We start from the raw sequence: 23130 nt of genomic DNA on the forward strand, positions 1-23130 counted from the left end.
CACCGACCCATCCGACCCCGACACACCAACGAACCATGACGCGAACCATACTCGTCACCGCGACCGAAGAGAGCACGGGCAAGACCGCCGTGGCGCTGGCGCTGGCCCGACTCGCCGCCGAACGCGGCCTCTCGGTCGGCTACATGAAACCGAAGGGGACCAGGCTCCAGAGCAACGTCGGCAAGACGCTGGACGAGGACCCGATGCTCGCGCGCGAACTGCTCGGCCTCGACGCCGAGATGCACGAACTCGAACCCGTCGTCTACTCGCCGACGTTCGTCGAGCAGGCGATTCGGGGCAAGGAGGACCCCGCGGAACTCCGCGAGCAAGTCCGCGAATCCTTCGACTCCCTCGCGGCGGACAAGGACCTTATCGTCGTCGAGGGCGGCGGCGACCTCACGACCGGCGGCATCGTCGACCTCACCGACCCCGACGTGGCCGACCTGCTGGACGCCGAGGTTCTACTACTGAGTCGGTACGAGCACGCGATGGACGTCGACGACGTGCTGGCGGCGGCCGACGACGTGGGCGAGCGCCTGCTGGGCGTGCTGTTCAACGCCGTCCCGGACGCCGTCTTCGACTCGCTCGACGCCGAAGTCGTCCCGTTCCTCGAAGGCCGGGGCGTCCCGGTCCTCGGGGTCGTCCCGCGCAAGCGGGCGCTCGCGGGCGTGACCGTCGACGAACTCGCGACCGAACTCTCGGCGGAGCGACTCACCGACGCCGACGGGGACGCGTTCGTCGAGCGGTTCCTCGTCGGCGCGATGAGCGGCGACTCGGCGCTCCGACACCTCCGCCGGACCAGGGACGCCGCGCTCATCACCGGCGGCGACCGCCCGGACCTCCAGCGTGTCGCGCTGGAGGCTCCGGGCGTGAAGTGTCTGATCCTGACGGGCGGCTACCGCCCGCCGAGCGCCATCGTCGGCGCGGCCGAGGAGAAGGGCGTGCCGATTCTGCTAGTCCAGTCGGACACCCTGACCACGGTCGAGCGCGCCGAGGACGTGGTCCGGAGCGGGCGCACCCGCGACGCCGAGACGGTCGAACGGATGGAGCGACTGCTGGGCGACCACGCCGACGTGGACGCGATACTCGGCGACGACCGCGGAACCGACGTCGACGAGTCGCCGGAGTGACGGCGGAGACCGATGAGCGACTCCGCCCGCGACCTCGACTCGGAAACCGGGGCAGAAGTCGAAACCGAAGTCGGGGTCGAATCCGAGGAGGACACGGCGACCGAGGTCGAAACCGAAGTCGCGGTCGTCGGCGTGGGGCCCGGCGGGTGCGTCCTGAGCTATCTGCTCGCCCGGAGCGGAGTCGAGACGGTCCTGCTGGAGCGCCACGCGGACCTCGACCGGGAGTTCCGCGGCTACTTCTTCCAGCCGCTGGCCGTCTCCCTGTTCGCGGAGATGGGAGTGCTGGACGACGTACTGGCGCTCTCTCACGAGAAAATCGTCCGACCTGAACTCCGCGTATTCGGTCGCTCCTACGAGGTGTTCGACCTCTCGGACCTGCCGGGACCGGGGTACGGAGTCCTGATGGAACAGCCGCCGCTGCTCCGGTTGCTCATCGACCGGGCCGACGAGTACGACAACTTCCGATTTCGGCCGGCGACGGGGGCGAGCGACCTCCTGACCGGGGACGAGGGGGTCGTCGGACTCCGGGCGCGGGACCGCGAGGCCGACGAAGAGCTGATAGTGCGAAGCCGCCTCGTCGTCGGCGCCGACGGCCGCTACTCCACGGTTCGAAAGGCCGCCGGCATCGACCCCGGACTGCTGGAGTCGCGGGTGGAACTGGTCTGGTTCAAACTCCCCGCGAGCGTCGTCTCGGCGTCGGCGCAGGCCCGCATCGAAGCCGCGGGGCAGTTGCTGTACTTCGGGCTGGGCGACGAGGAGGCCCAGCTCGGCTGGTTCGTCGAGAAGGGGACGTACCCCGACCTGCGCGAGCGCGGCATTGAGGCGTTCCGGCGGCGGGTCGCGGCGGTCGACCCGTCGCTGGCGAGTGCGCTCTCTGATCACCTCACCGACTTCGAGGACTGCTCGCTACTCCGCATCGAACCCGGACTGAGCGACGACTGGACCGGCGACGGACTCCTGTTGCTCGGCGACGCGGCCCACGTCGCCTCGCCCGTCGGCGGCCAGGGCAACGGACTGGCGATTCAGGACGCCGTCGTCGCCCACCGGGTCGTGACGGAGGCGCTGAGCCGAAGTGATGCGGCCACGCTGGCCGACGCGAGCGACCCACTCTCCGAGGAGGCGCTTCGGGCCTTCGAGTCGCGTCGCCGCCCCGCGGTCGAGAAGGTGCTTCGACTCCAGCGCCGGGGCGAACGCGGCCTGACGTGGCTGGTGCTCGACGGCGACGACGTTCCGGCATGGCTGAAGCGGCCGCTCCTCCGGGCGGTGTTCGGGACGCTTCCCTGGAACCCGTTCGTGCGGTCGGCGATGCGGACGTTCGCGCTCGGGCCGGACCCCGTGTCGGTGGACACGACCCGATTCGTCGACTAGCGTTCGCCGACTATCGCCGTCGTCAATCCCGCTCGAACGCCGACTCGACCTCACCCGGTTCCGCACTTTCGGTGTCAGTCGTTGCCACACCACCCGGTCGTTTATGGCGGCTCTGGGAGTAGCCACGCGTATGCCCGGTTCGGTGTTCCTCCGCGGCGAGGACGTGACCCTGCAGACGGTCGAAGAGGAGGACCTGGAGTTCCTGCGAGACGCCATCAACGACCCCGAGGTCCGGAAGGGCCTGATGGCAACGAAACCCATCAACGGCCACCAGGAGCAGGAATACTTCGAGGAGCGAATCTCGAGCGACGACGACGTGAGCCTGCTGATCTGCCACGACGACGAACCGGTCGGGAGCATCGGCCTCCACCACGACGACGGCCGGTCGGGTAGCGCGGAGATCGGCATCTTCCTCGCGCCCGAGTACCACGGTCGGGGGTACGGCACCGAGGCCTCGCGCCTGCTCGTCACGTACGCCCTCGACGAACTCAGGCTTCACCGCGTCCAGGCGCGCGTGCTGGCGACCAACGAAGCCTCCCAGCGGGTCTGGGAGAAACTCGGCTTCGAGCGCGAGGGCGTCCACCGCGAGGAGCAGTACAAGGACGGCGAGTACGTCGACGTGGTGTACTTGGGCGTGCTCGAAGACGAGTGGGACGCCGAGGCGTAGCGTCCCACTACTTGCCTCACTCGCACCCGAAGAGGAGTTCGGTCGTCGCGTTCGCCTTGATTTTGATCTCGAATCGCGACGCGCTCCCCTGGCGCGCACAGTCCTCGACCATGGTTTCGAACCGTCCAGAAGTCAGGTCGACGGTCCGCGTCGAAGCATTGTCGACGCGGACGTAGACGACGAGTTCGCCGCGCGCCTCCTCGGATCTCGGCGGCAGGATGGTTCTACTCGACGGTTCGTCGTCCGCCACCGTCCCGAGTTCGAACGACGTCCAGCGGACCACCGACTCGTTTTCGGTTACTAGGACCCCGATACGGTGAGGTTCGGCGTCGTCGTTGGTAATCGATACCGCTTCGACCGGCGGAACTGACGACCGCTCGGCGCCGAATCCGAACGTGCCGGCACAACCGGCGAGTGCGACGAGGAGGGCGAGCGCGACCGCACTTCGGAGTCGGGCGAGAGCGTCACTGCGGCGACGCTCGCGCCCCGCCCCATCGGAGGACGAGGACATACGACGGTCGTCGTTCCGACGTGTAAGTTTTCCGTTACTCGACGTGGTGCATCGCCGCGAGGCGTACCGTCCGGACGTCTCGGTGCGGCGCGTCGGCGTCCACTGTGGCGGGCGCCGACGCGCCGCGGTGCCGGTTGGGTCACTCCACGAACGCGCGAACCGCACGCTCGATACCGAGGCCGACGGCGACGACGGCGAAGGAGAACGCACAGAACAGCGCGACCACCTGGAGCGTGTCGCCCGGCGTCGCCGACACCGCCAGTCCGACGACGAACAACGCCGTCGCCATCAGCCATATCGGCACGACGAACCACTTGACGGCCCAGTGGTCGTCCAGGAACGACGAGACGCGGTGGACCGTCGGGGAGTTCGACAGGGACATACGGAGTTCTACGCGGACGTTGGTCGGCATCGCGCATAAAGGTTGGATGGATGATACCAAAGGTGCACTCGGCCGAACCACCCGGAGGAGGATATATATCGGGGGAGCGACAACCGAGCGAGAAGATGGGACTCGAACGAATATTGGCGATGGGGACGACGCTCGCGCTCGCGGGGACGCTCCCGCTGGCGCTCGTCGCGTCCCGCGGATTCAGCGGCGCGCCGTTCGGTTCGGTGTTGCGACCGCTCCCGGTCGTGCTGGGCGCGTTCCTGGCGCTGAACGCGAACGAGGTGCTCGGCACCGAGACGCCGCCAGCCTACGAACTCGTCGTCTCCCTGGTGGCGATCTGCGGCATCCTCGTCTCGGCCGCGCACGTCCTCGTGCTTCTCACCGAACGGAGGAAACTGTGATTCCCGCGAGCGACCTCGTCTCGTTCGTGTTCATCCTCGAGACGACGGCGCTCGTCATCGCGAGCCTGTTGCTCGTCTATCCGGTCGTCACGCACGCCCGGAACGTCGCGCACACGCGCGGCCTGTTGTTGCTCGCGGCGGCGTTCCTCCTGGTCACGGCCTCCTACGTCGCGGCGGTTCCCCTCCACCGGCCGCTCGTCTCGGAGGCGCTGGAGTTCGTGGCGTCGCTGTTCGCCGCCGCGGGTATCTGGCAGTTCGCGCGGCCGTTCGTCCGGTTCGGCGACGAGGAGTTCGACGCGTCTGCCGTGGGCGAAACCGCCGGAGGGTTCGAGAGTGCCGGAGACGACTGAGTCGACGGCGGTGTCGCTCGACCCCGGCGAACAGGCGTTGGTCACCGTCCCGTCGATGCACCCGCCGCTCTCGTCGCTGCCGGACTCGGCGTTCGAGAACCTGCTGGTCGTCTCCGCGACGGCGTCGCCGTCGAAGGTCGAGAGCGCGGTCGAACGCCGGGGCGGCGACCCCGCGAAGGTCGGGGTCGTCCCGGTCACGGGGTCGCCGAGCGAGTACGACGGGCCGCTGTGGACGACCGACCCCGTCGACCCCAGCGACCTCACCGGCATCAGCATCCGCCTCTCGAAGGCGCTGCGGTACGTCACGGCCGACGGGTGGGTGCTCTTCGACAGCCTGAACGTCCTGCTGATGTACGCCCGCGAGGACCAAGTGTACCGACTCCTCGATTCGGTGGTTTCGAACGTCCGGAGCAGAGAGGCCCGCGGGGCCTACTGCATCGTCCGCGAGGCGGTCACGGAGGAGACGTACTCCCGGTTCCGGGAACCGTTCGACGCGGCGATAACCGTCGAGTAGAACTGGTGGCTCGGCGTCGAACGGGACTGACCCGGCCTCGCTCGACCGCGATAGTTCCCCGGAATCGAGCGATGGTTTTCCGCGAAGTGACGGCGGAATGGCCATAATAAATTTAATAGCTCCTCGAACGCTAGGGCCATCCAGTAATGAAACGCCGAACGTTCTTGGCGGCGGGTACGGCCTCGCTCTCTGCGGTGGCCGGCTGTCTCAGTAGCGGTAGCGGCGGCGAACAGACCTCGACGCCGTGGTCCGGCTACTCGGAGAACAAGCCCTCCGACGGGAACACCGACGGCTATCCGCCCAAGTTCGACCAGCAACCGAAGAAACGGTCCATCGACACCTCGCTGTTCAAGACGGTCAAGGAAGGCGGCGTGCAGGTCCCGCTGGCTCCCATCGACGTCGTCCACTACTGGTACAAGCGGCGGGAAGCCCGGTTCGCCGACGCGCGCGGCCCGCGGTCGTACAAGGCCTCCCACGTACTCGGGGCGGTGCTGAGTCCCGCGCCGGAGAAGTACCGCGCCCCGAACGACCCGGTGAACGAATGGCCGAAGGACGACCGCATCGTCTGTTACTGCGGCTGTCCGCACCATCTCTCGTCGATCCGAGCGTCACAGCTCATCAACGCTGGCTACAAGAACGTCTACGTCATCGACGAGGGGTTCGGCGCGTGGATGCAGCGGAGCTATCCGATGGCCGGCAACGACGTCCAGTCGCAGTCGCTGCCGGACGCGTGGGTGCTTCGCGGAAAGACCGCCGCCTCCTACGCCGGCAAGAACGCCTGGGCACGCCACCCCGACTCCGAGCAGATAGAGTCGACCAACATCGCCGACGACGGGAGCTACGAACTCCACCTCAAGTTCTACGACGTGGGCCCCGACTCCGTGGTCAGCGTCGAGACGCCGGAGTACACCGTCGAAGGGACGCTCTCGGAACTCTCGTCGGGCACCATCACCGGGTAACGGTTCTCGCCGGCCGTCTCGACGGCTGGCGACGCCCGTCACCGCGCGACTTTCCTTCTACGGTTTCTCCACGTCGGCCTCGCCGACGTCAACCGGGTCTTCGAGGTCGCCCAGCACCGCTTCGAAGGCGTCGGTCGCGGTCACGAGGCCGACGACGTCGCCCTCCGATTCCACCAGCGCGAGTTCCTGATTCTCCGCCTGGAACCGGTCGATAGCCTCGCTGACCGGCGTGTCCGCCGCAACCGTCATCGGTTCGGTCGCGAACTCCTCGAACGACCGCTCGCCCGACTTCAGCGCCGCCAGACTGCCCACGACCGTCGGCGTGTAGACGACGCCGACGAACTCCTCCAGCGACTCGCCGACCAGCGGGAACCGGACGTGGGGGCGCTCGGCGACGACGCGGACGTTCTCCTCCGGGTCGTTCGTGGTCGAGAGCGGTACCACCTCCGGGCGGTCGACCATGACGTCCGACACCGGGATGTCGTCGATGTGGAGCGCCGCGAGCACCTCCTCCTCGCGTTCCTCGTCGAGGCCGGCGCGGCGCAGGATGTCGCCCATCTCTCGGCGGACGTCTCCCCGGCCCGTCACCCTCGGCCGGTCGCCGTCGGTTCCCTCGCCGCCCTCCTCGGCCTCGGTCCACGACCGCGTCATCTCGACGCCGCCGAGCGACAGGATTCCCTTCGCGGTCCGGTCGGCGACGACGATGAACGGTTTCATGAGCTTCGTCCAGTAGTACAGCGGCGGCGCGCCGTACTTGGCGACGGTCCTGGTCCGCTCGATGCCGAGGTACGTCGGGGTCTGCTCGCCGACGACGACGTGGAGCATGTTGATGGTCCCGAGCGCGAACAGGGCCGCCAGCGCGTGCGAGCCAAGGCCGATGGTTTCGAGGACCGGCGCGAACAGGTGTGCGAGCGCGGGTTCGGCGACCACGCCGAGGCCGACGCTCGCGATGGTGATGCCGAACTGGCACCCCGAGAGGTACACCTCCAGTCGGTCGGTCATCCCCCAGGCGCGGCGCAGACCCGCCGACCCCCGGAACGCCTCCTCCTCGAACTGTCGGACGCGAGTCATGGCGAACTCTATCGTCACGAAGTAGCCGTTGAGCAGGAGGAGGAACGCCCCGCCGACCAGTCGCGCACCCGTAGCCAACTCGACCATTACCGTACGCGAGTCCGGAAATCCGCAAAAGTCTGACGGCGACCGCCGTTTCGAAACGAAGCGCATCTTCGGCTTTCGCTGTCACGGAGGTTTTCTCAATCAGGTCCTGCTGAAGTTATTTTATCGAAGTGTAGGAAATGATAACCCGTACCAAAGATATTATTATAGATGGTTGAGTCGAAAGCACTCATGGTCGGTTACAACAGACGGTCGTTCCTGAAGGTGAGCGGCGCAGTACTAGGTGGAATCGCGGTCGGCAGCACGGTCACCGCCGCGGCGTCGAGCGAGCGCTTCCTCGTCGACGCGAAGAAGACCTCGGCGTCGGCCGCCGAAGCGGCGGGACTCGACGTCGTCTACGACCTGCACGAGATCGACACGCTGGTCGTCGAGGGGAGCGAGTCCGACGTACGGTCGCTCGGGGCCGACTACGCGCCGGACGCGCTCTACTCGCTCGACCTGCCCGTCGAGGAGCGGGCGCCCATCACGGTGGAAGACGCCGAAACCGCGGAGTCGGCGTCGGCCCGCGACGAACCGTACTACCCGCTCCAGTGGGACAAGCAGGCCCAGAATGTCCCCGCGGCCCACGAGATAACTCAGGGCGAGGGGACGCGCGTGGCCATCATCGACAGTGGCGTCACCGCCTCGCACCCGGACCTCGAACACGCGGTGAACGAGGAACTGTCGCGGAACTTTAGCGGCGACGGCCTCGGCGCCGGGGGTCCGTACGGCGGCTACCACGGCACGCACGTCGCGGGTATCGTCGCCGCCAACGACGACAACGAGGTGGGTGTCGTCGGCACCGCGCCCGAAACCGAACTGGTAGACTGTCGGGTCTTCCCGTACCACGACGAGGGCGCGTCGTTCGCCAGCATCGTGGCGGCGCTCGTCTACAGCGCGCGAATCGACAGCGACGCGGCCAACCTCAGCCTCGGCGCGTACCCGGTTCCGAAGACCGAAACCAAGGAGCTGTTCGGCAAGACCATCAAGCGGGCGACCCACTTCGCGCGCAAGCAGGGGACGCTGGTCGTCGTCGCGGCCGGCAACGACGCCGCCGACCTCCAGCACGACGGCAACCTCGTCAGCGTGCCCGCCGAGGCGTCCAACGTGGTGTCGGTCAGCGCCACCGGTCCCATCGGGTTCAACTGGGGCGCAGACGGCCTCGAAAGCCCGACCTACACGCCCGCGGTCTACACGAACTACGGCACGAACGCCATCGACGTGGCCGCGCCCGGCGGGAACTACGACCCCGAGGCGTACACGAACGAGACACCCGGATGGTACTTCGACCTCGTGTTGAACACCGTCGGCCTGTACACGGAGTTCGACGAGGACGGCGTACCTCTCGAAGAGAGCCTGAGCACCGACTACAGTTGGGTCGCGGGGACGTCGATGGCCGCCCCACAGGTCGCGGGCATCGCGGCGCTCGTCCGGAGCCAGAACCCCGACTACCACGCCAAGGCGGTCCGGAAGGCGATTCGCGAGAGCGCGACCGTGCCCGAGGAGTTCGACAAGTCGTACTACGGCGCGGGCGTCGTCGACGCGTTCGACGCACTCGAATAACGGCCCTCGGTAGCTCTTTTCGACCGGCGTTCTGATTCGCCGCCCCGTCTCGTGTCCGGTTTCTCGGCGTTCGCTTCGGCGTCTCTTCTCGATAGTGGTTCGCGTACCCACACGTCTCTCCGAATCCCCATCCTTTATGCCGAGCTGTTAGTAACCTCCTAACAACAGCACTGATAGTATGATTCTACAAACAGCCCCGCGGAGGGCCGTCCCGTGAACGGGAGCGACCTCTTCGCGGCCGTCACGAAGCACAGTCGCGCCGTCATCGCCGCCCTGTTGGTGTTGACGGTGCTCGTCGGCGCGGGCGCACCGATGGTCGAACAGTCGTCGTCGCTCGACCAGTTCCAGAGCGACAGCACCGCCGCGAAGAAACTCGACTACGCGAACGCCAACTTCACCTCCGGACGCGAGAACACCACGACCGTCCAGTTGATAATCCGGGGCGACGACGTGCTCTCGAAACAGTCGCTCGTACAGAGCCTGGAGATGCAACAGGCGCTCCGAACGAACCGGACGATAAACCGGACCCTGGTGAACGACACGCCGACGATGGGCATCGCCAACGTCCTCGCCACGGCGGCGATGCGCCAGGAGCAGGCCGCCCAACTTCGTGCGCAGGGCGCGCAACTCAAGCGCAAGCAGGCCCAGCTAAACGCCACGACGACGAGGCTGAGCGACCTACTCAACCGGACCCGAGAGCTTCAGCGCCGGTACGACCAACTGAACCGGTCGCACGCGCAGGGGCAGGTCAACAACTCCACGTACCGCCAGCGCTCGACCCAACTCCGCCAGGAGTTCCGGAAGGTCAACGCGCAGGCGGGCCAACTGCTGACCGACCAGCAGGCCCAGCGCTTCGGGAATCTGATGGACCAGACCCGCAAGCTTCAGGGTCGGCTCGACGCGCTCAACGCCTCGTATCAGGCCGGGCAGATCAACCAGTCGACCTACCAACAGCGCGCCGAGTCGATTCGGCAGGGCTTCCAGCAGTTGTACCAGCGCGGCCTCCCGGGCATCCTCCGCGAGGAGTACGCCCAGTTGCAACAGATGGGCAAGCAGCTCCGGCAGGACCGGGCCGCGTTCCAGAACGCCTCTCAGCCCTCGCTCGACGAACAGATCGAACAGTTGCGCTCGATGAACCGTTCGGAGCTCAACGAAACCATCACGACGGTCCTCAGCGAGGGCGGTAATGGTGGGTCGAGCCAGGCGTTCGCGTTCATGCCGACCTCCTACGAACCGGGAAGCACGCAAGCGAACGCCACCATGGTCGTCGCCTTCCAGACCCAGAAGGGGCAGACGGTCCAGAGCATGGCCGGATCGCGGCTCGTCGACTCGCAGTTGGCGATGCAGCAGGTCGCCCAGCAATCGATGGACGCCGAGGTGATGGTGTTCGGGTCGGGCATCATCAGCCAGGAGACGAACCAGTCGATGACCGACAGCATCGCCATCGTCGGCCCGCTCGCGCTCGTGTTCGTCGTGCTGACGCTCGTCATCGCCTACCGCGACCTGATAGACATCGCGCTGGGCGTCTTCGGCATCTTCGCCGTGCTCGTCTGGACGTTCGGCTTCATGGGCTGGGCGGGCATCACGTTCAACCAGATCTTCATCGCGGTGCCGGTGTTGCTCATCGGCCTGTCAATCGACTACGCCATCCACGTGTTCATGCGCCACCGCGAGGAGCGCGAGGAACACCCCGACTCCGACGTTCGCGGGTCGATGAAGGTGGCGCTCGCCAGCGTGGGCGTCGCGCTCGTGTGGGTGACCGCGACGACGGTCATCGGCTTCATGTCGAACCTCGTCAGCCCCCTGCCGCCGATTCAGGACTTCGGTATCGTGAGTTCGGTCGGCATCCTCGCCGCGCTCGTCATCTTCGGCGGGTTGATTCCCGCGCTCAAGGTCGAGATCGACGGCCTGCTCGAATCGCGCGGCTTCGACCGGCGCAAGCGAGCGTTCGGGACCGGCGGTGGCGCAATCGGGTCGTTCCTCTCGGTCGGGGCGGTCGCCGCCCGGAAGGCTCCGTGGGTCGTCATCGCGCTCACGCTGGTCGTCAGCGCGGCCGGCGGCTACGGCGCGACCCAGGTCGACACGAGTTTCGCTCAGGAGGACTTCCTGGCCGAGGACCCGCCCGAGTGGATGAAGGACCTGCCCGAACCGTTCGCGCCGGGTACCTACACCGCCAAGGAGAACCTCGACTACGTCAACGAGAACTTCCTGCGACAGGACTCGCAGGCCCAGATTCTCGTACAGGGCGATGTCGCGACCGGGCAGGCGCTCGACAAACTCCAGCGGGCGAAAACGCGGGCGGCCGAAACCGACGTCGCGGTCGTCCTCTCGAACGGCGAACCCCGGATTCAAAGCCCGCTGTCGGTGATGGACCAGGTCGCCGCGCAGAACCGGTCGTTCAACGCGACGTTCGCCGCCGCCGACACCGACGGCGACGGCGTGCCCGACCGGAACGTCGCGCAGGTCTACGACAAACTGTACGAGGTCGCGCCGAGCCAGGCCGAAGGCGTCATCCACCGCGAGGACGGGGAGTACCGGGCGGTTCGGATGGTCGTCTCCGTGAAGGGCGGGGCGAGTTCCGCCGAGGTGACCGAGCAGATGCGCGAGGTGGCCGCGGTCGTCGAGGGGCCGAACCTCGACGCGACCGCGACCGGCCAGCCCATCGTGTTCGAAATCGTCCAACAGCAACTGCTGGAGACGGTCATCGAGAGCCTGCTCATCACGCTCGGCGCGACGTTCGCGTTCTTGATGCTCGTCTACCGCATCACCGAGGGCTCCGCGACGCTCGGGGCCATCACCTTGCTCCCGGTCGCGTTCAGCGTCTCGTGGATTCTGGGCACGATGTACCTGCTCGGGATGCCGTTCAACGTCCTGACGGGGATGATCACCAGCCTCACGGTCGGGCTGGGCGTCGCCTACAGCATCCACTTGAGCGAGCGCTACAACGTCGAACTCGAACGGCGCGACTCGATGTGGGACGCGATGCGCACCGCGGTCACCGGCACGGGCGGCGCGCTCCTCGGGAGCGCGGCGACCACCGTCGGCGGCTTCGGCGTGCTGGCGTTCGCCATCCTGCCTGCGCTCCAGCAGTTCGGCATCATCACCGGGCTGACCATCGTCTACGCGTTCCTCGCCAGCGTGCTCGTGCTGCCGAGTCTGCTGGTCGTCTGGACGCGCTACCTCGGTCCCGACGTGAGCGAATCGGCGGGGTCAAGCACCGTCGCGGCGAACGGTGGGGTGAACGAAGACTGATGGACGAGAACGACGCCATCGAGGCCCTCGAGAACCTGGGCCTGTCGAACTACGAGGCGAAGGTGTTCACCGCGCTCCAGAAACTCGGCACCGGCACCGCCCGGGACGTCCACCGGGTGACCGACGTGCCCCGCTCGCAGGTGTACGGCGCGGCCGAGTCGCTCCAGGAGCGGGGTCTGCTGGAGGTCCAGCAGTCCAAGCCCATCCAGTACCGGCCGGTGAGCCTCGAAGCCGCCCGGTCGCACCTCCGCGGGGAGTTCGAGCGTACCCAGGAGCGGGCGTTCGACTACCTCGAAACCGCCCGCGAGGAGTACAGCGGCGGCGAGGAGAAACAGGAGGATATCTGGACGGTCCACGGCGACGCGAGCATCGACGGTCGGGTCGAACAGTTGCTCGAAGAGGCCGAAGACCGCATTCTCGTCGGGTTCGGCCGCCACTCGCCGCTCGACGACTGGTTGCTGGACCTGTTGCGCGAGCGGGCCGAGTCGGGCGTAGACGTCGTACTCGTCACGTCGGACGAGTCGTTCGCCCGGCGGTTCGAGGACGGCCCTATCGGCGTCCGGACGCCCCCGGAGCCCCACGTCCACGACGACGAGCCCATCGGCCGGGTGATCGTCGTCGACGGCGAGACGGTCCTCCTTTCCGTCCGGGGCGACCTGGAGTCGGCCGAACTCGACGAGGAGACCGCCATCTGGTCGTCCCAGACCGGCATCGCGGCGGTGCTCATCCAACTCATCGAGAGCGGACTCGGCGAGTCGGCGTCGGACTGACGCCCGGGCCCCGCACGTCGGGAATCCGACGTTTCTCACTGCCAACCTTTTCGTAGCGAGCCGCCGTATTCGAATGCATGTCGTGGTACGCCGTCGATGCGTTGGGTGACGCTTTCGAGGCGACGAGGGATTTGCTCACGCCGCTGTCGGCCGGTCAGTGGCTGAAGCTCGCGCTCGTCGTCTTCTTCCTGGGCGGAACCGGCGGCACCGGCGGCCCCTCGGCGTCGGCCGGAAGTTCGACCGGGAGCGCCCCCGCGGACTTCCCCGGCGGCGTCCAACCGTCCGTCCCGACCGAGACGCTGTTTCCGATTCTGGTCGGCGTGTTCGTCGTCGCGCTCCTGTTCGGCCTGGCGTACGCGCTCGTCGGCTCCATCATGGAGTTCGTCTTCGTCGAGTCGCTACGCCGCGAGCGCGTCCGGGTTCGGGGGTACGCGGACCAGCACTTCGGGCACGGTCTCCGACTGTTCGCGTTCCGGGTCGTCCTCGGACTGCTGGTCGCGGTGCCGGCGCTCGGCGCGGCGCTGACCGCCCTGTCGTTCTTCGGCGACGGACTGCCCCGCGCCGCGGTCGGCCTGCTGGTCGTCCTGGTCCCGCTGTTCGTCGTGCTGGCGGTCTTCGTCGCCGTCGCCGACGGCTTCACCACCAACTTCGTCGTGCCGGTGATGATACTCCGGAACGTCGGCGTGCTCGACGGCTGGCGGGCGTTCTGGCCGACGCTGACCGCCGAGTGGCGCCAGTACGCCGTCTTCGTCTTGGTGCGGTTCGTGCTCGCGCTCGCGGTGGGACTGGTGGCGGCCATCGTCGGCGGCGTCGTCGGCGCGATACTGCTGGCCCCGTTGGCGATTCTGGGCTTCATCGCGATTCCGCTGTTCGGCGGGGCGGCGGGAATCCTCTCGAACCCAGTCGCGCTCGGCGGGGCGGCGCTCCTGCTGTTCGGCTACGGACTGGTGTTGACCGCCGCGCTGTCGGTCGCGCTGGTGCCCGTGCAGGTCTACCTCCGGTACCACGCCCTGCTCGTGCTCGGAGACACCGACGCCGACCACGACGCGATTCCGGAACTCCGCCGGGCGATACGCGAAGGTCGGGGCCGCCGCGGGTGAGCGGCGGAGAAGAGGGGGAGACGAGGAGAGGCGGACGGGAGAAAACGAGACGGAAGAAAGCAACAAACCGAGCGCCTGGCCCGCTATCGGTTCGAACGAAGTCGACGCGACGCCGAGCGGAGTTGGCGCGCGACGGCGTCGTCGTCGACCGGTTTGCCGTCCCGGCGAATTCGGACGAGCGGCGCGCCGGCGATTCGAAGCCACTCGTCGTCGCCGTCGCCGTCGAGCGTCACGAACTCCTTCGGGCGCGCCGCGCGTCGCTCGCGACGCGCGGCGCGCCGTCCGGGTCCGTCCCGCCGTCGCCGTTCCGTCTCGTCCTCGAAGCGGTCGAGCGACGGGAGGTCGCCGGTCGTCTCGCAGGCGACGAGGCGGCGTTCGGGGAGGTTCGAACCCCACTCGCGGAGCGCCGCGCGGTACTCGCGGGCGAGGTCGAGCGCGGTTTCGGCGGCGTCGGGGGAGGGGAACGACTTGCCCTTCAGCGGAACGGGGCGCTCGCCGGTGTCTGCGTCGACGACGGCGTACGCACCGTCGGGGGCGGCGAGGTCGGCGATTCGTCGGTGGGAGTCGTCGAGGTGGTCGGCCATCTGGGCGTGTGGGGTGGAGTCGCGGCCGACCGCTAAGTCCTTTCGAAATCAGGTCGGGAGAACGAGCACGGCGTCGAGTTCACGCCCGCGCGCAGAGGTGGCGCCGGACCGCCCGCTGGCAGTCGGCCAGCAGGTCGGCGAGTCGCGCGAGGTCGGCCAGCACCGGGTGGTCGTCGGGGAAGTTGCCGTACAGCGCGTCGACGAGCTCGCGCTTTCTGATGCCCTTGAGCCCGGAGTTGCGCGTCCCTCGGAGTTCGGCCTGCCGTTCGCGGGCGAGTTCGTCGCAGGTTTCGCGGAACGACGCGAGTCGGTCGTGGCGGGCGCGCAGGTCCTCGAACCCCAACCGGAGGAGCGACGTCTCGTCGGCCTCGGCGAGCCACCCGGTGACGGCGTCGAGTTCGGCGGCGAACTCGTCGAGTCGCTCGCGCTCGGCGTCGACGGCGGCGACGAGGAGGCGACACTCCGAGCGGCGTTCGTCGACGCGTTCGAGGAGCGTGCGCTTCGACTCCCGCGGGAGTCCGTTGGCGGCCGGGGAGAACGCCGCCGCGAGGTCGGTCGATAGCTCGTCGGCCATCGCCGCCGTCACGCCGTCGGCGTCGGCGTGCGGGAGGACGGTTTCTCGGAAGGCGCTCCGGACGACATCGACGCCGTTCGAGGACGTACCGGTCGCGTGGACGGAGAGCGCGCCGGCGGCGGGGCCGCCACCCGAGGGTGTGCCGCCCGAGAGCGCGCCGCCCGAACCCGCGCCGCCGGATTCGACGGGGGCGTCGGCGACTCGCTCGGCGAACGCCTCGAAGGCGGCCGCCTTCGCCTCGGTTTCTTCGCGCTCAGTTTCGCAACGCTCCATCGCGGCCTGGGTCCGGAGTTCGACGCTCATAGCTTCGAGTCCAACTGGCGCGACACCGCGTCGTCCGGGAGCGGTTCGCCGTCCCGCCGGACGTGGACCAGCGGCGCGTTGTCCATCCGGAGCCACTCGCGCTCGTCATCGCCCGAGAGTGTGACGGTCCGCGACGACCGCGGCAGTCCGTTCGCACGCTGGCCGGGTGCGCGCTCGCGCGTGGCGACCATCCGGAGCGGGTCGCTCTCGACCTCGTAGACGACGAGGCTGCGCTCGGGGAGGTCGGGGTCCGCTTCGCGCAGGGCGGTCCGGTACTCGGTCGCCAGGTCGGCCGCTTCGTCCGCAGCGCGTTCGGTCGGGAACCGGTGGTCGGCCACGGGCGTCGGTCGGTCGCCGGTTTCGGGGCAGGCGAGGTAGAACTCGCCGTCCTCGGCGGCGAGTTCGGCGATCCGGTCGCGGAGGTCGCTCGGGCAGGCGGACATGGTTTAGGTTCGCCTAAACAGAATTAGGCCGGCCTAAAAGATGTTGCGGATGGCGGTCGCTCGAACGCTCGGGGAAGATGGAACTATCGGTTCTCGGATACCAGGGCGGCGCTACGGAGGCGTTACTCGCCGTACTCCGCTATCAGGGTCACCAGTTCGGCTTTCGTCAGGGCGCCCTCTCGGCGTTCTTGGCGCTCGCCGCCGACGTACAGGTCGAACGTCGGCGTCCCCTCGACGCCGTTGTCCAGCGCGAGTTTCTGGAGTTGCACCACGTTCACCTTCGCCACCGCCGCGAACGTCTCGCGCGCGACAGACTCGACGATGGGGTGGAGTCGCTGGCCCGCCCCGCGCCCGGCGTAGTAGTGGACCAACACCACCTCGTGGGCGTTCACCGTGCGCTCGAAGTTCTGCGACCCGTCCACGTAGACGGGTGCGGGCGGCGCGCCCAGTCCGTGTTCGGCCATCAGCGCGCGCTTCTTCCGGTCGCGGACGTTCGAGAGGTCCCGGTCAGTTTCCTCGCCGTCGGCCATGCTACGCGGGGGCTTTCCATCGGGGGGACTTAGTTGTACGCCTCGCCGGGATGGCAGTAGACGCTGAGTCGAACGTTCCGGCCAACTCGCTACGAACCACAGCGGCGAACAGAACCGCCTCGAAAGCCCTCGGACGCTCGCGGTCGCTGTGAGACATATCGCGGCCGCACCGGTGGCGCGGCCGCGATAGGGGTCCCACAGACGACCACGGGCCTCCGGCCCGCGAGCGCCCGACCCCTTTCAGTCCCGCCCGGCGGTGGTCGGCGGGGCGATACCGTTGGCTGATGAGTCTCCGTTACCGGTAGTTGGTCGCTCCGACGCTTTCCGCCGGTTGATTCCCGGGCGCTTTCTGCCGGCAGGTCAGTCGGCGTTTGCCGATTCCCGCTCGGCCGTCGCGTCGATGTCCAGAAGTTCTTCGAGCAGGTACCGGGCGGTGTGTTTGTCGAGGGGGTCGTTGGCGTTCCCGCAGTGGGGCGACTGGACGCAGGCCGGACAGCCCCCGGCCTCCTCGCAGTCGCAGGCGGCTATCATCCGGGCCGTCTCGTCCATCAGGTCCTCGACCGTCTCGTAGCCCTCGCGGGTGAACCCCACGCCGCCAGGGTAGCCGTCGTAGATGAAGATGGTGCTCTGGCCGGTGTGGGGGTGCAGGGGCGTCGAGACGCCGCCGATGTCGCCGCGGTCACAGAGGAGTTCGAGCGGGAACAGCGAAATCATCCCGTGCTCGGCAGCGTGGATGCCGCCGGGGAAGTCGCCGCGCTCGCGCATCTCGTCCTCGACGTCGCCGGGCACCGTGAAGTACAGCGCCTTCGTCCGGAGGGTCGTCTCCGGCAGTTCGAGCGACTCGCGGGCCAGCGTCTCGCCGTTCGACTGGTCCTTGCGCTCGAAGCCGGTGATCTGCTTGCGCATCGTCACCTCGGCGAAGCGCACCGTCACGTCGTCGCGGGTCGAGAGCGTCTTCTCCCGGAGGTCCTCCTCGACCGTGATGGTCTTCTCGTGGAGCACCTTCGTGTAGTAGTCGGCCCACGTCGGGGTGAGTTCGGCTATCTCCTTGGCGAGGTCGAGGTCCACGACCTCGTAGGTCTGGCCCTGGTGGTAGTAGATGGCGCCCGGGTGGGCGTCGGTGAGCGCGTCGTCGAACGCCAGCGTCGAGATGGTTTCGCCGTTCCGTCTGTCGACCAGGTTGATCTCGCGGTCGTCGATGGTCCGCAGGCTCATCTCGTGCTGGGGACTCCCGCCGCCGTCGTAGGTCCAGCGGACGCCCTGCGGCGTGTTCCTGCGTTCGAGTTCGCCCGCCTCCTCCAGGTCGGCGACGAGGTCCGGGAACGACTCGCCGAAGTAGCGCTCGTCGTCGGGTTTGAGCCACGTCTCCTGGGCCGCGGAACGGACGTGGGCCGGGAGCAGTTCCTCGTTCTCGGGGTTGACGACCGCGCGCTCGGGCGACCCGTCGAAGAAGTCCTCGGGGTTCGCCAGCAGGTACTGGTCGAGTTGGTCCTCGCCGCCCACGAGGACGACGAGGCTCGGGTCGTCGCCCCGCCCGGCGCGGCCGGCCTGCTGGAAGGCGGCCATCCTGGTTCCGGGGTAACCGTCGAGCAACACCGCGTCGAGGCCGCCGATGTCCACGCCGAGTTCGAGCGCGTTGGTGCTCCAGACGCCGCGAATCCCGCCGTCGTGGAGTCCGTCTTCGATTTCGCCCCGGCGGTCGTCGCCGAGCGCGGCCTGGTAGGCCGTCACGTCGGGCGCGAGGTCGCCGCGGCCCCGTCGGCGGAGTTCGTCGGCGCTCTCCATGGCGTAGCGCTCGGCGGCCTGTCGCGCCCGCGTGAACGTCAGCGTCTGGTGGCCCTTGCTCACCAGGTCGGCGAAGACGCGCTTGGTTTCGCCGTGGTTGGACTTGCGCCGGCCGCTGGTCCCGGCCTGGGGGTTCTCGTACTCCGGCGGGTTCCACAGTAGCCAGTGTTTCGGGCCGGCGTCGCTCACGTCCTCGTCGACGAGGCGGAACGACGAGGGCTCGCACCCGGTGACGTTCGCCGCGTGTTCGACCGGATTGCCGATGGTCGCCGAACAGCAGACGAAGTCGGGGTCGGCGTCGTACCGCTCGCAGACCCGCCGGAGGCGCCGCAGAACCAGCGCGACGTGGCTGCCGAAGACGCCGCGGTACTCGTGGACCTCGTCGAGCACCACTGTTTCGAGGCCCTTGAAGAACCAGTCCCAGAGCCGGTAGGAGTGGGGCAACAGCGCGTAGTGGAGCATATCGGGCGTCGAGAGGACGACCGTTGGCTGGCGATTCCGGACCGCGCGCTTCTCGGACTTGTTCAGTCGACCGGTGTACTGGGCGACCGAGACGCGACTGCCGAACCCCAGGTCGCGGGCGAGTTCGGAGAGGGTCTCCTCCTGGTCGTTGATGAGCGCGTTCTGGGGTGCGATGTAGAGGGTGCGACCGCCGTGGTCCATCGCGCGCTCGAACGCCGGCACGGTGTACGCGAGGCTCTTGCCGCTGGCGGTCGGGGTGGCGACGACGACGTTCTCGCCGTCCCGGACCGCCCCGACGGCGTCGGCCTGGTGGGCGTACAGCGATTCGATGCCGCGGTCGGCCAGCGCCGACTCCAGTCGCGGTTCCAGCGAGAGGTCCCGAAACTCGCCGTCGCGACCGGGGAGGGTCCGGTGGGCTTCGACCTGCCCGTCGTAGTAGGGCCGGCCGCGAAGCCAGTCGATGGTCTCGTCCACGACTCCCCGATAGGGCCGGGCGTTCTAACGGTTTTCGCCGCGGAGCGAAAGTGAACGCGCGGGGAAGTACGCCGGGAGAACGTCGGCGAACGCCGACGCCGGGACCGAGACGCTTGCGTCCGGGGCACACAAGACTTATTCCGACCATGGCGAAAGCCGAATTCGATGACGGGTCCCCGCTCGCGACGCTCTCTCCTGCGCGCCGGTGCGCTCGGCGTCGTCGGACTCGCCGGGTGCGTCGGCGAACTCGCCGACGCACCCGGCGAGTCCGACGACTCCCCGACCGGAACTACGCGAACCGCGTCCCCCGACGAAACCGGCGAGACGACTGGAACCGCCTCTCCGACTACGGAAGCGACGGCGAGCGGCGACGTGTCGCCGCTCGCCGTCGCGGACGTCCGCGTCCAGTCGTCGTTCGTCTACCTCACGACGCCCGACTCGATGGACGTGCACGCGCCCGACGGGACGCAGTTCGCCTTCGTCGACGTCCGGCTGCGCGCGTCGTCCACCTCGGAGTCCCTTCCCACGACGCCGGAGTTCGCGCTGGTCGCCGACGGCCGGCGGTTCTCCCCGACGACCGAACCCGGCCCCACCTACAACCCGTGGGCGGTCGCCGAGCGGGGTCCTCCCTACGACCCGGACGAGACGACGACGGGGTGGGTCTGCTTCGAACTCCCGAACCCGCTCGACGCCGAGTCGGCGGCCCTGACCTACCCCGCAGCGGGTCGAACCGTCTCGGAGTCGCTCGGCGCGGCGGCGCGCTCTGCGCTCGCCGCGCCGCCAACCGAGTTCGAACTCGCGGCGTTCGCGGCCCCGGCGTCGGCGGGTCGCGACGAGTCCTTCGACGTCTCGGTGACCGCCGAGAACGTCGGCGAAACCGACGGCGTCTTCCGCGGGTCGCTGAACCAGGAGAGTCCCACGTACGCGCCATACCCGTTCGCGCTCTCGATTCCCGCGGGTGAGCGACGTACGTGGACGAGGACATTCGGTCGTCACCTCGGCGGTGACGTGGACCGGATGGATTTCGACCTCCGGACGCCCGTCGGAGACCGCGAGGCGTCCGTCACTGTCGCGTCGGGACCCGACGCAACGTCGACGGAGTGAACGAGGGTCAGTCGGGCCGGGGGAAGGCGTTGAACGACCGCTCGACCGGCGAGAACGGGTCGTAGACCGACTGGTGACACTGGCAGTACACCGCGTCGGTGGCGTCGAACTTCGGGGCGTCCCGCGAGGAGTTGAACCCGGGCGTACAGCAGAAGTGCGTGCACTTGTCGAGCCACGCGACGAAGTCCGACTCGGTCGCCTCTCGCAGAAAGGGCGCGAGTTCGCCTTCCTCGCGTAACGCCGAAACCTTCGGCGAGCGGAGCACCTGTACCGGAAGTTTGGTCACGTCCTCCCCGCCGTCCGACCGAGAGCGCCAGGTGGTCTGTGCGGGCTTGCCGGCGCCGGCCGAACCGATGCCGTTGGTCCACGTCTCGTAGTCATCGAAGTCGTCGACGTGGAGTTTCTGGCCGGGGTCGTGGTCGTTCTGCCAGTCGTAGAGTCCGGGCTTCGACCGGAGGAAGTCGTCCCGGTCGGCCTCGGGCCGCAGCGCCTCCGCGGTCTGGACGCCGCAGTACTGGAACCACCGGCCCGTGTAGGTGATTCCGCCCATCTCCTGTTCGGTGACGGCGAGCGTGCTCCCGTCTTCGAGTTCCTTCTCCTTCACCTCCGGCCAGACGCCCTTCAGATACCCCTCGTCGTCGATGGTGAGCGGGACGATGGGCATCCCCCGCGGTGCGGGACCGGCGACGTTCTCGATGCCGACGAAGTCGGTCGGACCGCCCGTGCCGCCCGCGGCGGAGGTGGTCGATTCCAGCGTGGCGACGCCCGCGGTCCCGACGCCGACGAGCGCCGAGGAGGCGACGACGCCTTTCACGAAGCGGCGCCGGTCGCTCGCTTCCGGATACTTGTCGGAGGCCATGGTCGGTCGAAACGTCACTCCGGAATAAATTATATATATTACACTATTCTCGGATTCCCGAAATCACCCGAAACGTTAAGATGTCGTCAGACGGATATTCCGAACGATAGCCGTGCCGTCCGGCCGCCTTGGCCGCAGAGAACGACTACGAGCCATCGGCACGTACGCTGACGGGACTCGTGACGACCTCGAAAATCCGCCGACGGCCGAGGCTCCGCTCGACGGTCGAGACGCGGGTCGCCGATTCCCGAACGTTAATCCCTCGCCCTCCCTACACCCGAACGTGTTTCCCGACATCGAGTACCTCGACTGGATAGCGGGTCGGCCCGAGGCGGCGGAGTTCGACCTCGGTTCGAGCGACCTCCGGCGCGCGCCGCCGGAGGCGGGCGCGTTGGCACCTCCCGCACTGGCGTCGGTGCCCGACCCAGCTCCCGAGGAGACGGTCGAAACGCTGGTCGCCGAGGCGTACGGCGTCGACGCGGAGAACGTCCTCGTGACCGCGGGCGCGACCCACGCGAACTTCCTCGCGGCGGCGGCCGCGCTCCGCGCGGAGGAGTCCTCGGACGCCGACGGCGACGACGGGCCGTCTCGCCCGCGCGTGCTGGTCGAGAAGCCGGGCTACGAACCGCTGCGGGCGTCGCCGGCCGGCCTCGGCGCGAAGGTCGACCGTTTCCTCCGTAAACCGGCCGACGATTACGCGCTCGACGTCGACCGCGTCGACGGCGCGGTCACCGACGACCACGCGCTGGTGACGGTGACGAACCGGCACAACCCGTCGGGCCGGCGGGTCGGTCGCGAGACGCTCGCCGACGTGGCCGGGTCGGTCGCCACGGCGGGCGCGTCGCTGCTCGTCGACGAGGTGTACGCCTCCTTCGGGGCCGAACCGGCCGACGAGTCGCTCGGCACGGAGGAACGAACCGGTCCGTTCGGCGGACCGACCGCGGTCGGACTCCCGAACACGGTCGTCACGAACTCGCTGACGAAGTTCCTCGGGTTCGGCGGCGTCCGTATCGGCTGGCTGGTCGCCGACGAGACGTTCGTCGCGGACGCCCGCAGGGTCGCCCACCACGTCCCGGCCGTCTCGGAACCGAGTCGTCGACTGGCGCGGCGGGCGCTCGCGGCCGCCGCCGACCTCGGCGCCGAGTCGCGCGAGCGCGTCCGGACGAACCGGCGACTCCTGGCGTCGTTCGTCGACGAGCGCGACGACCTCGCGGGGACCGTCGAGGCCGGCTGTCCTTTCGGCTTCCTCGCGCACGTTGACTCGTCCGACGGCGACGAACCGCCGGCCGAGGAACGACCCCGGTCCACGGAAGCGTCTCGGACCGAGGGGAGCGCTTCGAGGGACGGAGGGACCGCGAGCGACGGCGGGTCGGCGAGCGCGGCGGAACCGACCGAAGCCGCGGCCGACACCGGCGCGTCCGGCGACGACGTGGTCGAAGCCGCGTGGGAGCGCGAAGTGCTGGTCGTCCCCGGTCGGTTCTTCGACGACGACGACCGCTTCCGCGTCGGCGTCTGCGGCGACCCCGAGGAGATGCGGGAGGGACTCGACCGCCTCGGGTCGGCGCTCGACGATCTCTCGGCGTAGGCCGACGCGGCGGAAGGCCTTCCGCCGCGTCGGTGATAGTGTGCGGGACGGAGAACCTCTCGGGCACCGGGGAATTCGAAATATTCGCTCGCAAAGATAGATTTTTGAATCTCGTCGGCGTACGTTTCGATGGTGTGGCAGTGACTGTCATCCCGGGCTGGCATCCCGAACCACTGCCCCAAACTGGACTTCTCGCGAAACAGCGCCGAACGCTCGGCGAGAGCGTCTCGTCGTACTTGCACTCGCGTTTGCGTCGGGGGAACCGTCCGTAATTCTACCTATAATACTTGATATAT

The 23130-nt window shown here is 68.3% G+C and carries 22 protein-coding genes; 13 read left to right on the forward strand and 9 right to left on the reverse strand.

The window, feature by feature from the left end; translation table 11 throughout:
• The first annotated feature begins 35 nt into the window (after positions 1-35).
• The 3 genes from NGM07_RS02230 to NGM07_RS02240 all read left to right on the forward strand — a co-directional run bounded on the left by NGM07_RS02230 (position 36) and on the right by NGM07_RS02240 (position 3165).
• A complete protein-coding gene (locus NGM07_RS02230; RefSeq protein WP_253516257.1) occupies positions 36-1130 on the forward strand; it encodes a phosphotransacetylase family protein in 1095 nt (364 codons plus the stop codon).
• Between the two features lie 12 nt (positions 1131-1142).
• The gene (locus NGM07_RS02235) at positions 1143-2498 is read left to right on the forward strand and encodes an FAD-dependent monooxygenase (protein ID WP_253516259.1); all 1356 of its coding nucleotides are present in this window, start codon (positions 1143-1145) and stop codon (positions 2496-2498) included.
• Positions 2499-2628: 130 nt separating this feature from the next.
• The gene (locus NGM07_RS02240) at positions 2629-3165 is read left to right on the forward strand and encodes a GNAT family N-acetyltransferase (protein WP_253516261.1); all 537 of its coding nucleotides are present in this window, start codon (positions 2629-2631) and stop codon (positions 3163-3165) included.
• Positions 3166-3181: 16 nt separating this feature from the next.
• Here the strand turns inward: NGM07_RS02240 and NGM07_RS02245 are convergent, their stop codons facing one another.
• Positions 3182-3676, reverse strand: a complete 495-nt coding sequence (locus NGM07_RS02245; RefSeq protein ID WP_253516263.1) for a hypothetical protein — start codon at positions 3674-3676, stop codon at positions 3182-3184.
• 139 nt (positions 3677-3815) lie between these two features.
• Positions 3816-4058: a hypothetical protein gene (locus tag NGM07_RS02250; protein ID WP_253516265.1), complete on the reverse strand. Its 243-nt coding sequence runs from the start codon at positions 4056-4058 to the stop codon at positions 3816-3818.
• A 125-nt stretch (positions 4059-4183) separates the two neighbouring features.
• On the opposite strand from NGM07_RS02250, the gene NGM07_RS02255 reads away from it, so the two are divergent.
• The 4 genes from NGM07_RS02255 (at position 4184) to NGM07_RS02270 (ending at position 6291) form a co-directional block, all read left to right on the forward strand.
• Entirely contained in the window at positions 4184-4468 is a 285-nt protein-coding gene (locus NGM07_RS02255) for a hypothetical protein (RefSeq protein WP_253516267.1), read from the forward strand.
• Positions 4465-4818, forward strand: coding sequence for a hypothetical protein (locus tag NGM07_RS02260; RefSeq protein WP_253516270.1), 354 nt, complete (start codon positions 4465-4467; stop codon positions 4816-4818). The genes NGM07_RS02255 and NGM07_RS02260 overlap by 4 nt, the downstream gene beginning before the upstream one ends.
• The gene (locus NGM07_RS02265; protein WP_253516272.1) at positions 4802-5332 is read left to right on the forward strand and encodes a DUF7504 family protein; all 531 of its coding nucleotides are present in this window, start codon (positions 4802-4804) and stop codon (positions 5330-5332) included. The genes NGM07_RS02260 and NGM07_RS02265 overlap by 17 nt, the downstream gene beginning before the upstream one ends.
• A 146-nt stretch (positions 5333-5478) precedes the next feature.
• Positions 5479-6291, forward strand: coding sequence for a rhodanese-like domain-containing protein (locus NGM07_RS02270; protein ID WP_253516275.1), 813 nt, complete (start codon positions 5479-5481; stop codon positions 6289-6291).
• Positions 6292-6348: 57 nt separating this feature from the next.
• On the opposite strand, the gene NGM07_RS02275 is transcribed toward NGM07_RS02270, so the two are convergent.
• A complete protein-coding gene (locus tag NGM07_RS02275; protein WP_253516278.1) occupies positions 6349-7449 on the reverse strand; it encodes a CNNM domain-containing protein in 1101 nt (366 codons plus the stop codon).
• 168 nt (positions 7450-7617) lie between these two features.
• Here NGM07_RS02275 and NGM07_RS02280 point away from each other — a divergent pair, with 168 nt between their 5' ends.
• The 4 genes from NGM07_RS02280 (at position 7618) to NGM07_RS02295 (ending at position 14131) form a co-directional block, all read left to right on the forward strand.
• Positions 7618-9009, forward strand: coding sequence for a S8 family peptidase (locus NGM07_RS02280; protein WP_253516280.1), 1392 nt, complete (start codon positions 7618-7620; stop codon positions 9007-9009).
• A 213-nt stretch (positions 9010-9222) separates the two neighbouring features.
• Complete coding sequence (locus NGM07_RS02285; protein WP_253516282.1) at positions 9223-12261, forward strand: MMPL family transporter; 3039 nt, start codon at positions 9223-9225, stop codon at positions 12259-12261.
• Positions 12261-13031 (forward strand): TrmB family transcriptional regulator, encoded by a 771-nt coding sequence (locus tag NGM07_RS02290; RefSeq protein WP_253516291.1) that lies wholly within the window; start codon positions 12261-12263, stop codon positions 13029-13031. Before NGM07_RS02285 ends, NGM07_RS02290 begins: the two co-directional genes overlap by 1 nt.
• A 77-nt stretch (positions 13032-13108) precedes the next feature.
• On the forward strand, positions 13109-14131 hold the full coding sequence (locus NGM07_RS02295; RefSeq protein ID WP_253516294.1) for a DUF7544 domain-containing protein: 1023 nt from the start codon (positions 13109-13111) through the stop codon (positions 14129-14131).
• Between the two features lie 83 nt (positions 14132-14214).
• On the opposite strand, the gene NGM07_RS02300 is transcribed toward NGM07_RS02295, so the two are convergent.
• The 5 genes from NGM07_RS02300 to NGM07_RS02320 all read right to left on the reverse strand — a co-directional run bounded on the left by NGM07_RS02300 (position 14215) and on the right by NGM07_RS02320 (position 19286).
• The gene (locus tag NGM07_RS02300; RefSeq protein WP_253516296.1) at positions 14215-14715 is read right to left on the reverse strand and encodes a DUF7552 domain-containing protein; all 501 of its coding nucleotides are present in this window, start codon (positions 14713-14715) and stop codon (positions 14215-14217) included.
• A 79-nt stretch (positions 14716-14794) separates the two neighbouring features.
• Complete coding sequence (locus NGM07_RS02305) at positions 14795-15592, reverse strand: DUF7260 family protein (protein WP_253516298.1); 798 nt, start codon at positions 15590-15592, stop codon at positions 14795-14797.
• Entirely contained in the window at positions 15589-16035 is a 447-nt protein-coding gene (locus tag NGM07_RS02310; protein WP_253516301.1) for a DUF7552 domain-containing protein, read from the reverse strand. Before NGM07_RS02310 ends, NGM07_RS02305 begins: the two co-directional genes overlap by 4 nt.
• A 122-nt stretch (positions 16036-16157) precedes the next feature.
• Positions 16158-16565: a thioredoxin family protein gene (locus NGM07_RS02315; RefSeq protein ID WP_253516304.1), complete on the reverse strand. Its 408-nt coding sequence runs from the start codon at positions 16563-16565 to the stop codon at positions 16158-16160.
• Between the two features lie 360 nt (positions 16566-16925).
• The gene (locus NGM07_RS02320; protein WP_253516307.1) at positions 16926-19286 is read right to left on the reverse strand and encodes a DEAD/DEAH box helicase; all 2361 of its coding nucleotides are present in this window, start codon (positions 19284-19286) and stop codon (positions 16926-16928) included.
• Between the two features lie 165 nt (positions 19287-19451).
• Here NGM07_RS02320 and NGM07_RS02325 point away from each other — a divergent pair, with 165 nt between their 5' ends.
• On the forward strand, positions 19452-20390 hold the full coding sequence (locus NGM07_RS02325; protein WP_253516316.1) for a hypothetical protein: 939 nt from the start codon (positions 19452-19454) through the stop codon (positions 20388-20390).
• Between the two features lie 7 nt (positions 20391-20397).
• Here the strand turns inward: NGM07_RS02325 and NGM07_RS02330 are convergent, their stop codons facing one another.
• Entirely contained in the window at positions 20398-21249 is an 852-nt protein-coding gene (locus tag NGM07_RS02330) for a ubiquinol-cytochrome c reductase iron-sulfur subunit (protein ID WP_253516325.1), read from the reverse strand.
• Between the two features lie 283 nt (positions 21250-21532).
• Between NGM07_RS02330 and NGM07_RS02335 the strand changes: the two genes are divergently transcribed.
• Positions 21533-22834, forward strand: a complete 1302-nt coding sequence (locus NGM07_RS02335) for a pyridoxal phosphate-dependent aminotransferase (RefSeq protein ID WP_253516328.1) — start codon at positions 21533-21535, stop codon at positions 22832-22834.
• The last annotated feature ends 296 nt before the right edge of the window (positions 22835-23130 follow it).

Origin of the sequence: Halorussus vallis (assembly GCF_024138165.1) — an archaeon.
Taxonomy (GTDB): Archaea; Halobacteriota; Halobacteria; order Halobacteriales; family Haladaptataceae; genus Halorussus; species Halorussus vallis.

What these genes read in the sequence shown, in the direction of transcription:
- NGM07_RS02255 (WP_253516267.1), top strand. Translation starts at nt 4,184, where the DNA reads ATGGGACTCGAACGAATATTGGCGATGGGGACGACGCTCGCGCTCGCG.
- NGM07_RS02245 (WP_253516263.1), bottom strand. Translation starts at nt 3,676, where the DNA reads ATGTCCTCGTCCTCCGATGGGGCGGGGCGCGAGCGTCGCCGCAGTGAC.
- NGM07_RS02310 (WP_253516301.1), bottom strand. Translation starts at nt 16,035, where the DNA reads ATGTCCGCCTGCCCGAGCGACCTCCGCGACCGGATCGCCGAACTCGCC.
- NGM07_RS02240 (WP_253516261.1), top strand. Translation starts at nt 2,629, where the DNA reads ATGCCCGGTTCGGTGTTCCTCCGCGGCGAGGACGTGACCCTGCAGACG.
- NGM07_RS02230 (WP_253516257.1), top strand. Translation starts at nt 36, where the DNA reads ATGACGCGAACCATACTCGTCACCGCGACCGAAGAGAGCACGGGCAAG.
- NGM07_RS02315 (WP_253516304.1), bottom strand. Translation starts at nt 16,565, where the DNA reads ATGGCCGACGGCGAGGAAACTGACCGGGACCTCTCGAACGTCCGCGAC.
- NGM07_RS02235 (WP_253516259.1), top strand. Translation starts at nt 1,143, where the DNA reads ATGAGCGACTCCGCCCGCGACCTCGACTCGGAAACCGGGGCAGAAGTC.
- NGM07_RS02325 (WP_253516316.1), top strand. Translation starts at nt 19,452, where the DNA reads ATGACGGGTCCCCGCTCGCGACGCTCTCTCCTGCGCGCCGGTGCGCTC.
- NGM07_RS02305 (WP_253516298.1), bottom strand. Translation starts at nt 15,592, where the DNA reads ATGAGCGTCGAACTCCGGACCCAGGCCGCGATGGAGCGTTGCGAAACT.
- NGM07_RS02275 (WP_253516278.1), bottom strand. Translation starts at nt 7,449, where the DNA reads ATGGTCGAGTTGGCTACGGGTGCGCGACTGGTCGGCGGGGCGTTCCTC.
- NGM07_RS02295 (WP_253516294.1), top strand. Translation starts at nt 13,109, where the DNA reads ATGTCGTGGTACGCCGTCGATGCGTTGGGTGACGCTTTCGAGGCGACG.
- NGM07_RS02330 (WP_253516325.1), bottom strand. Translation starts at nt 21,249, where the DNA reads ATGGCCTCCGACAAGTATCCGGAAGCGAGCGACCGGCGCCGCTTCGTG.
- NGM07_RS02270 (WP_253516275.1), top strand. Translation starts at nt 5,479, where the DNA reads ATGAAACGCCGAACGTTCTTGGCGGCGGGTACGGCCTCGCTCTCTGCG.
- NGM07_RS02250 (WP_253516265.1), bottom strand. Translation starts at nt 4,058, where the DNA reads ATGTCCCTGTCGAACTCCCCGACGGTCCACCGCGTCTCGTCGTTCCTG.
- NGM07_RS02300 (WP_253516296.1), bottom strand. Translation starts at nt 14,715, where the DNA reads ATGGCCGACCACCTCGACGACTCCCACCGACGAATCGCCGACCTCGCC.
- NGM07_RS02290 (WP_253516291.1), top strand. Translation starts at nt 12,261, where the DNA reads ATGGACGAGAACGACGCCATCGAGGCCCTCGAGAACCTGGGCCTGTCG.
- NGM07_RS02280 (WP_253516280.1), top strand. Translation starts at nt 7,618, where the DNA reads ATGGTTGAGTCGAAAGCACTCATGGTCGGTTACAACAGACGGTCGTTC.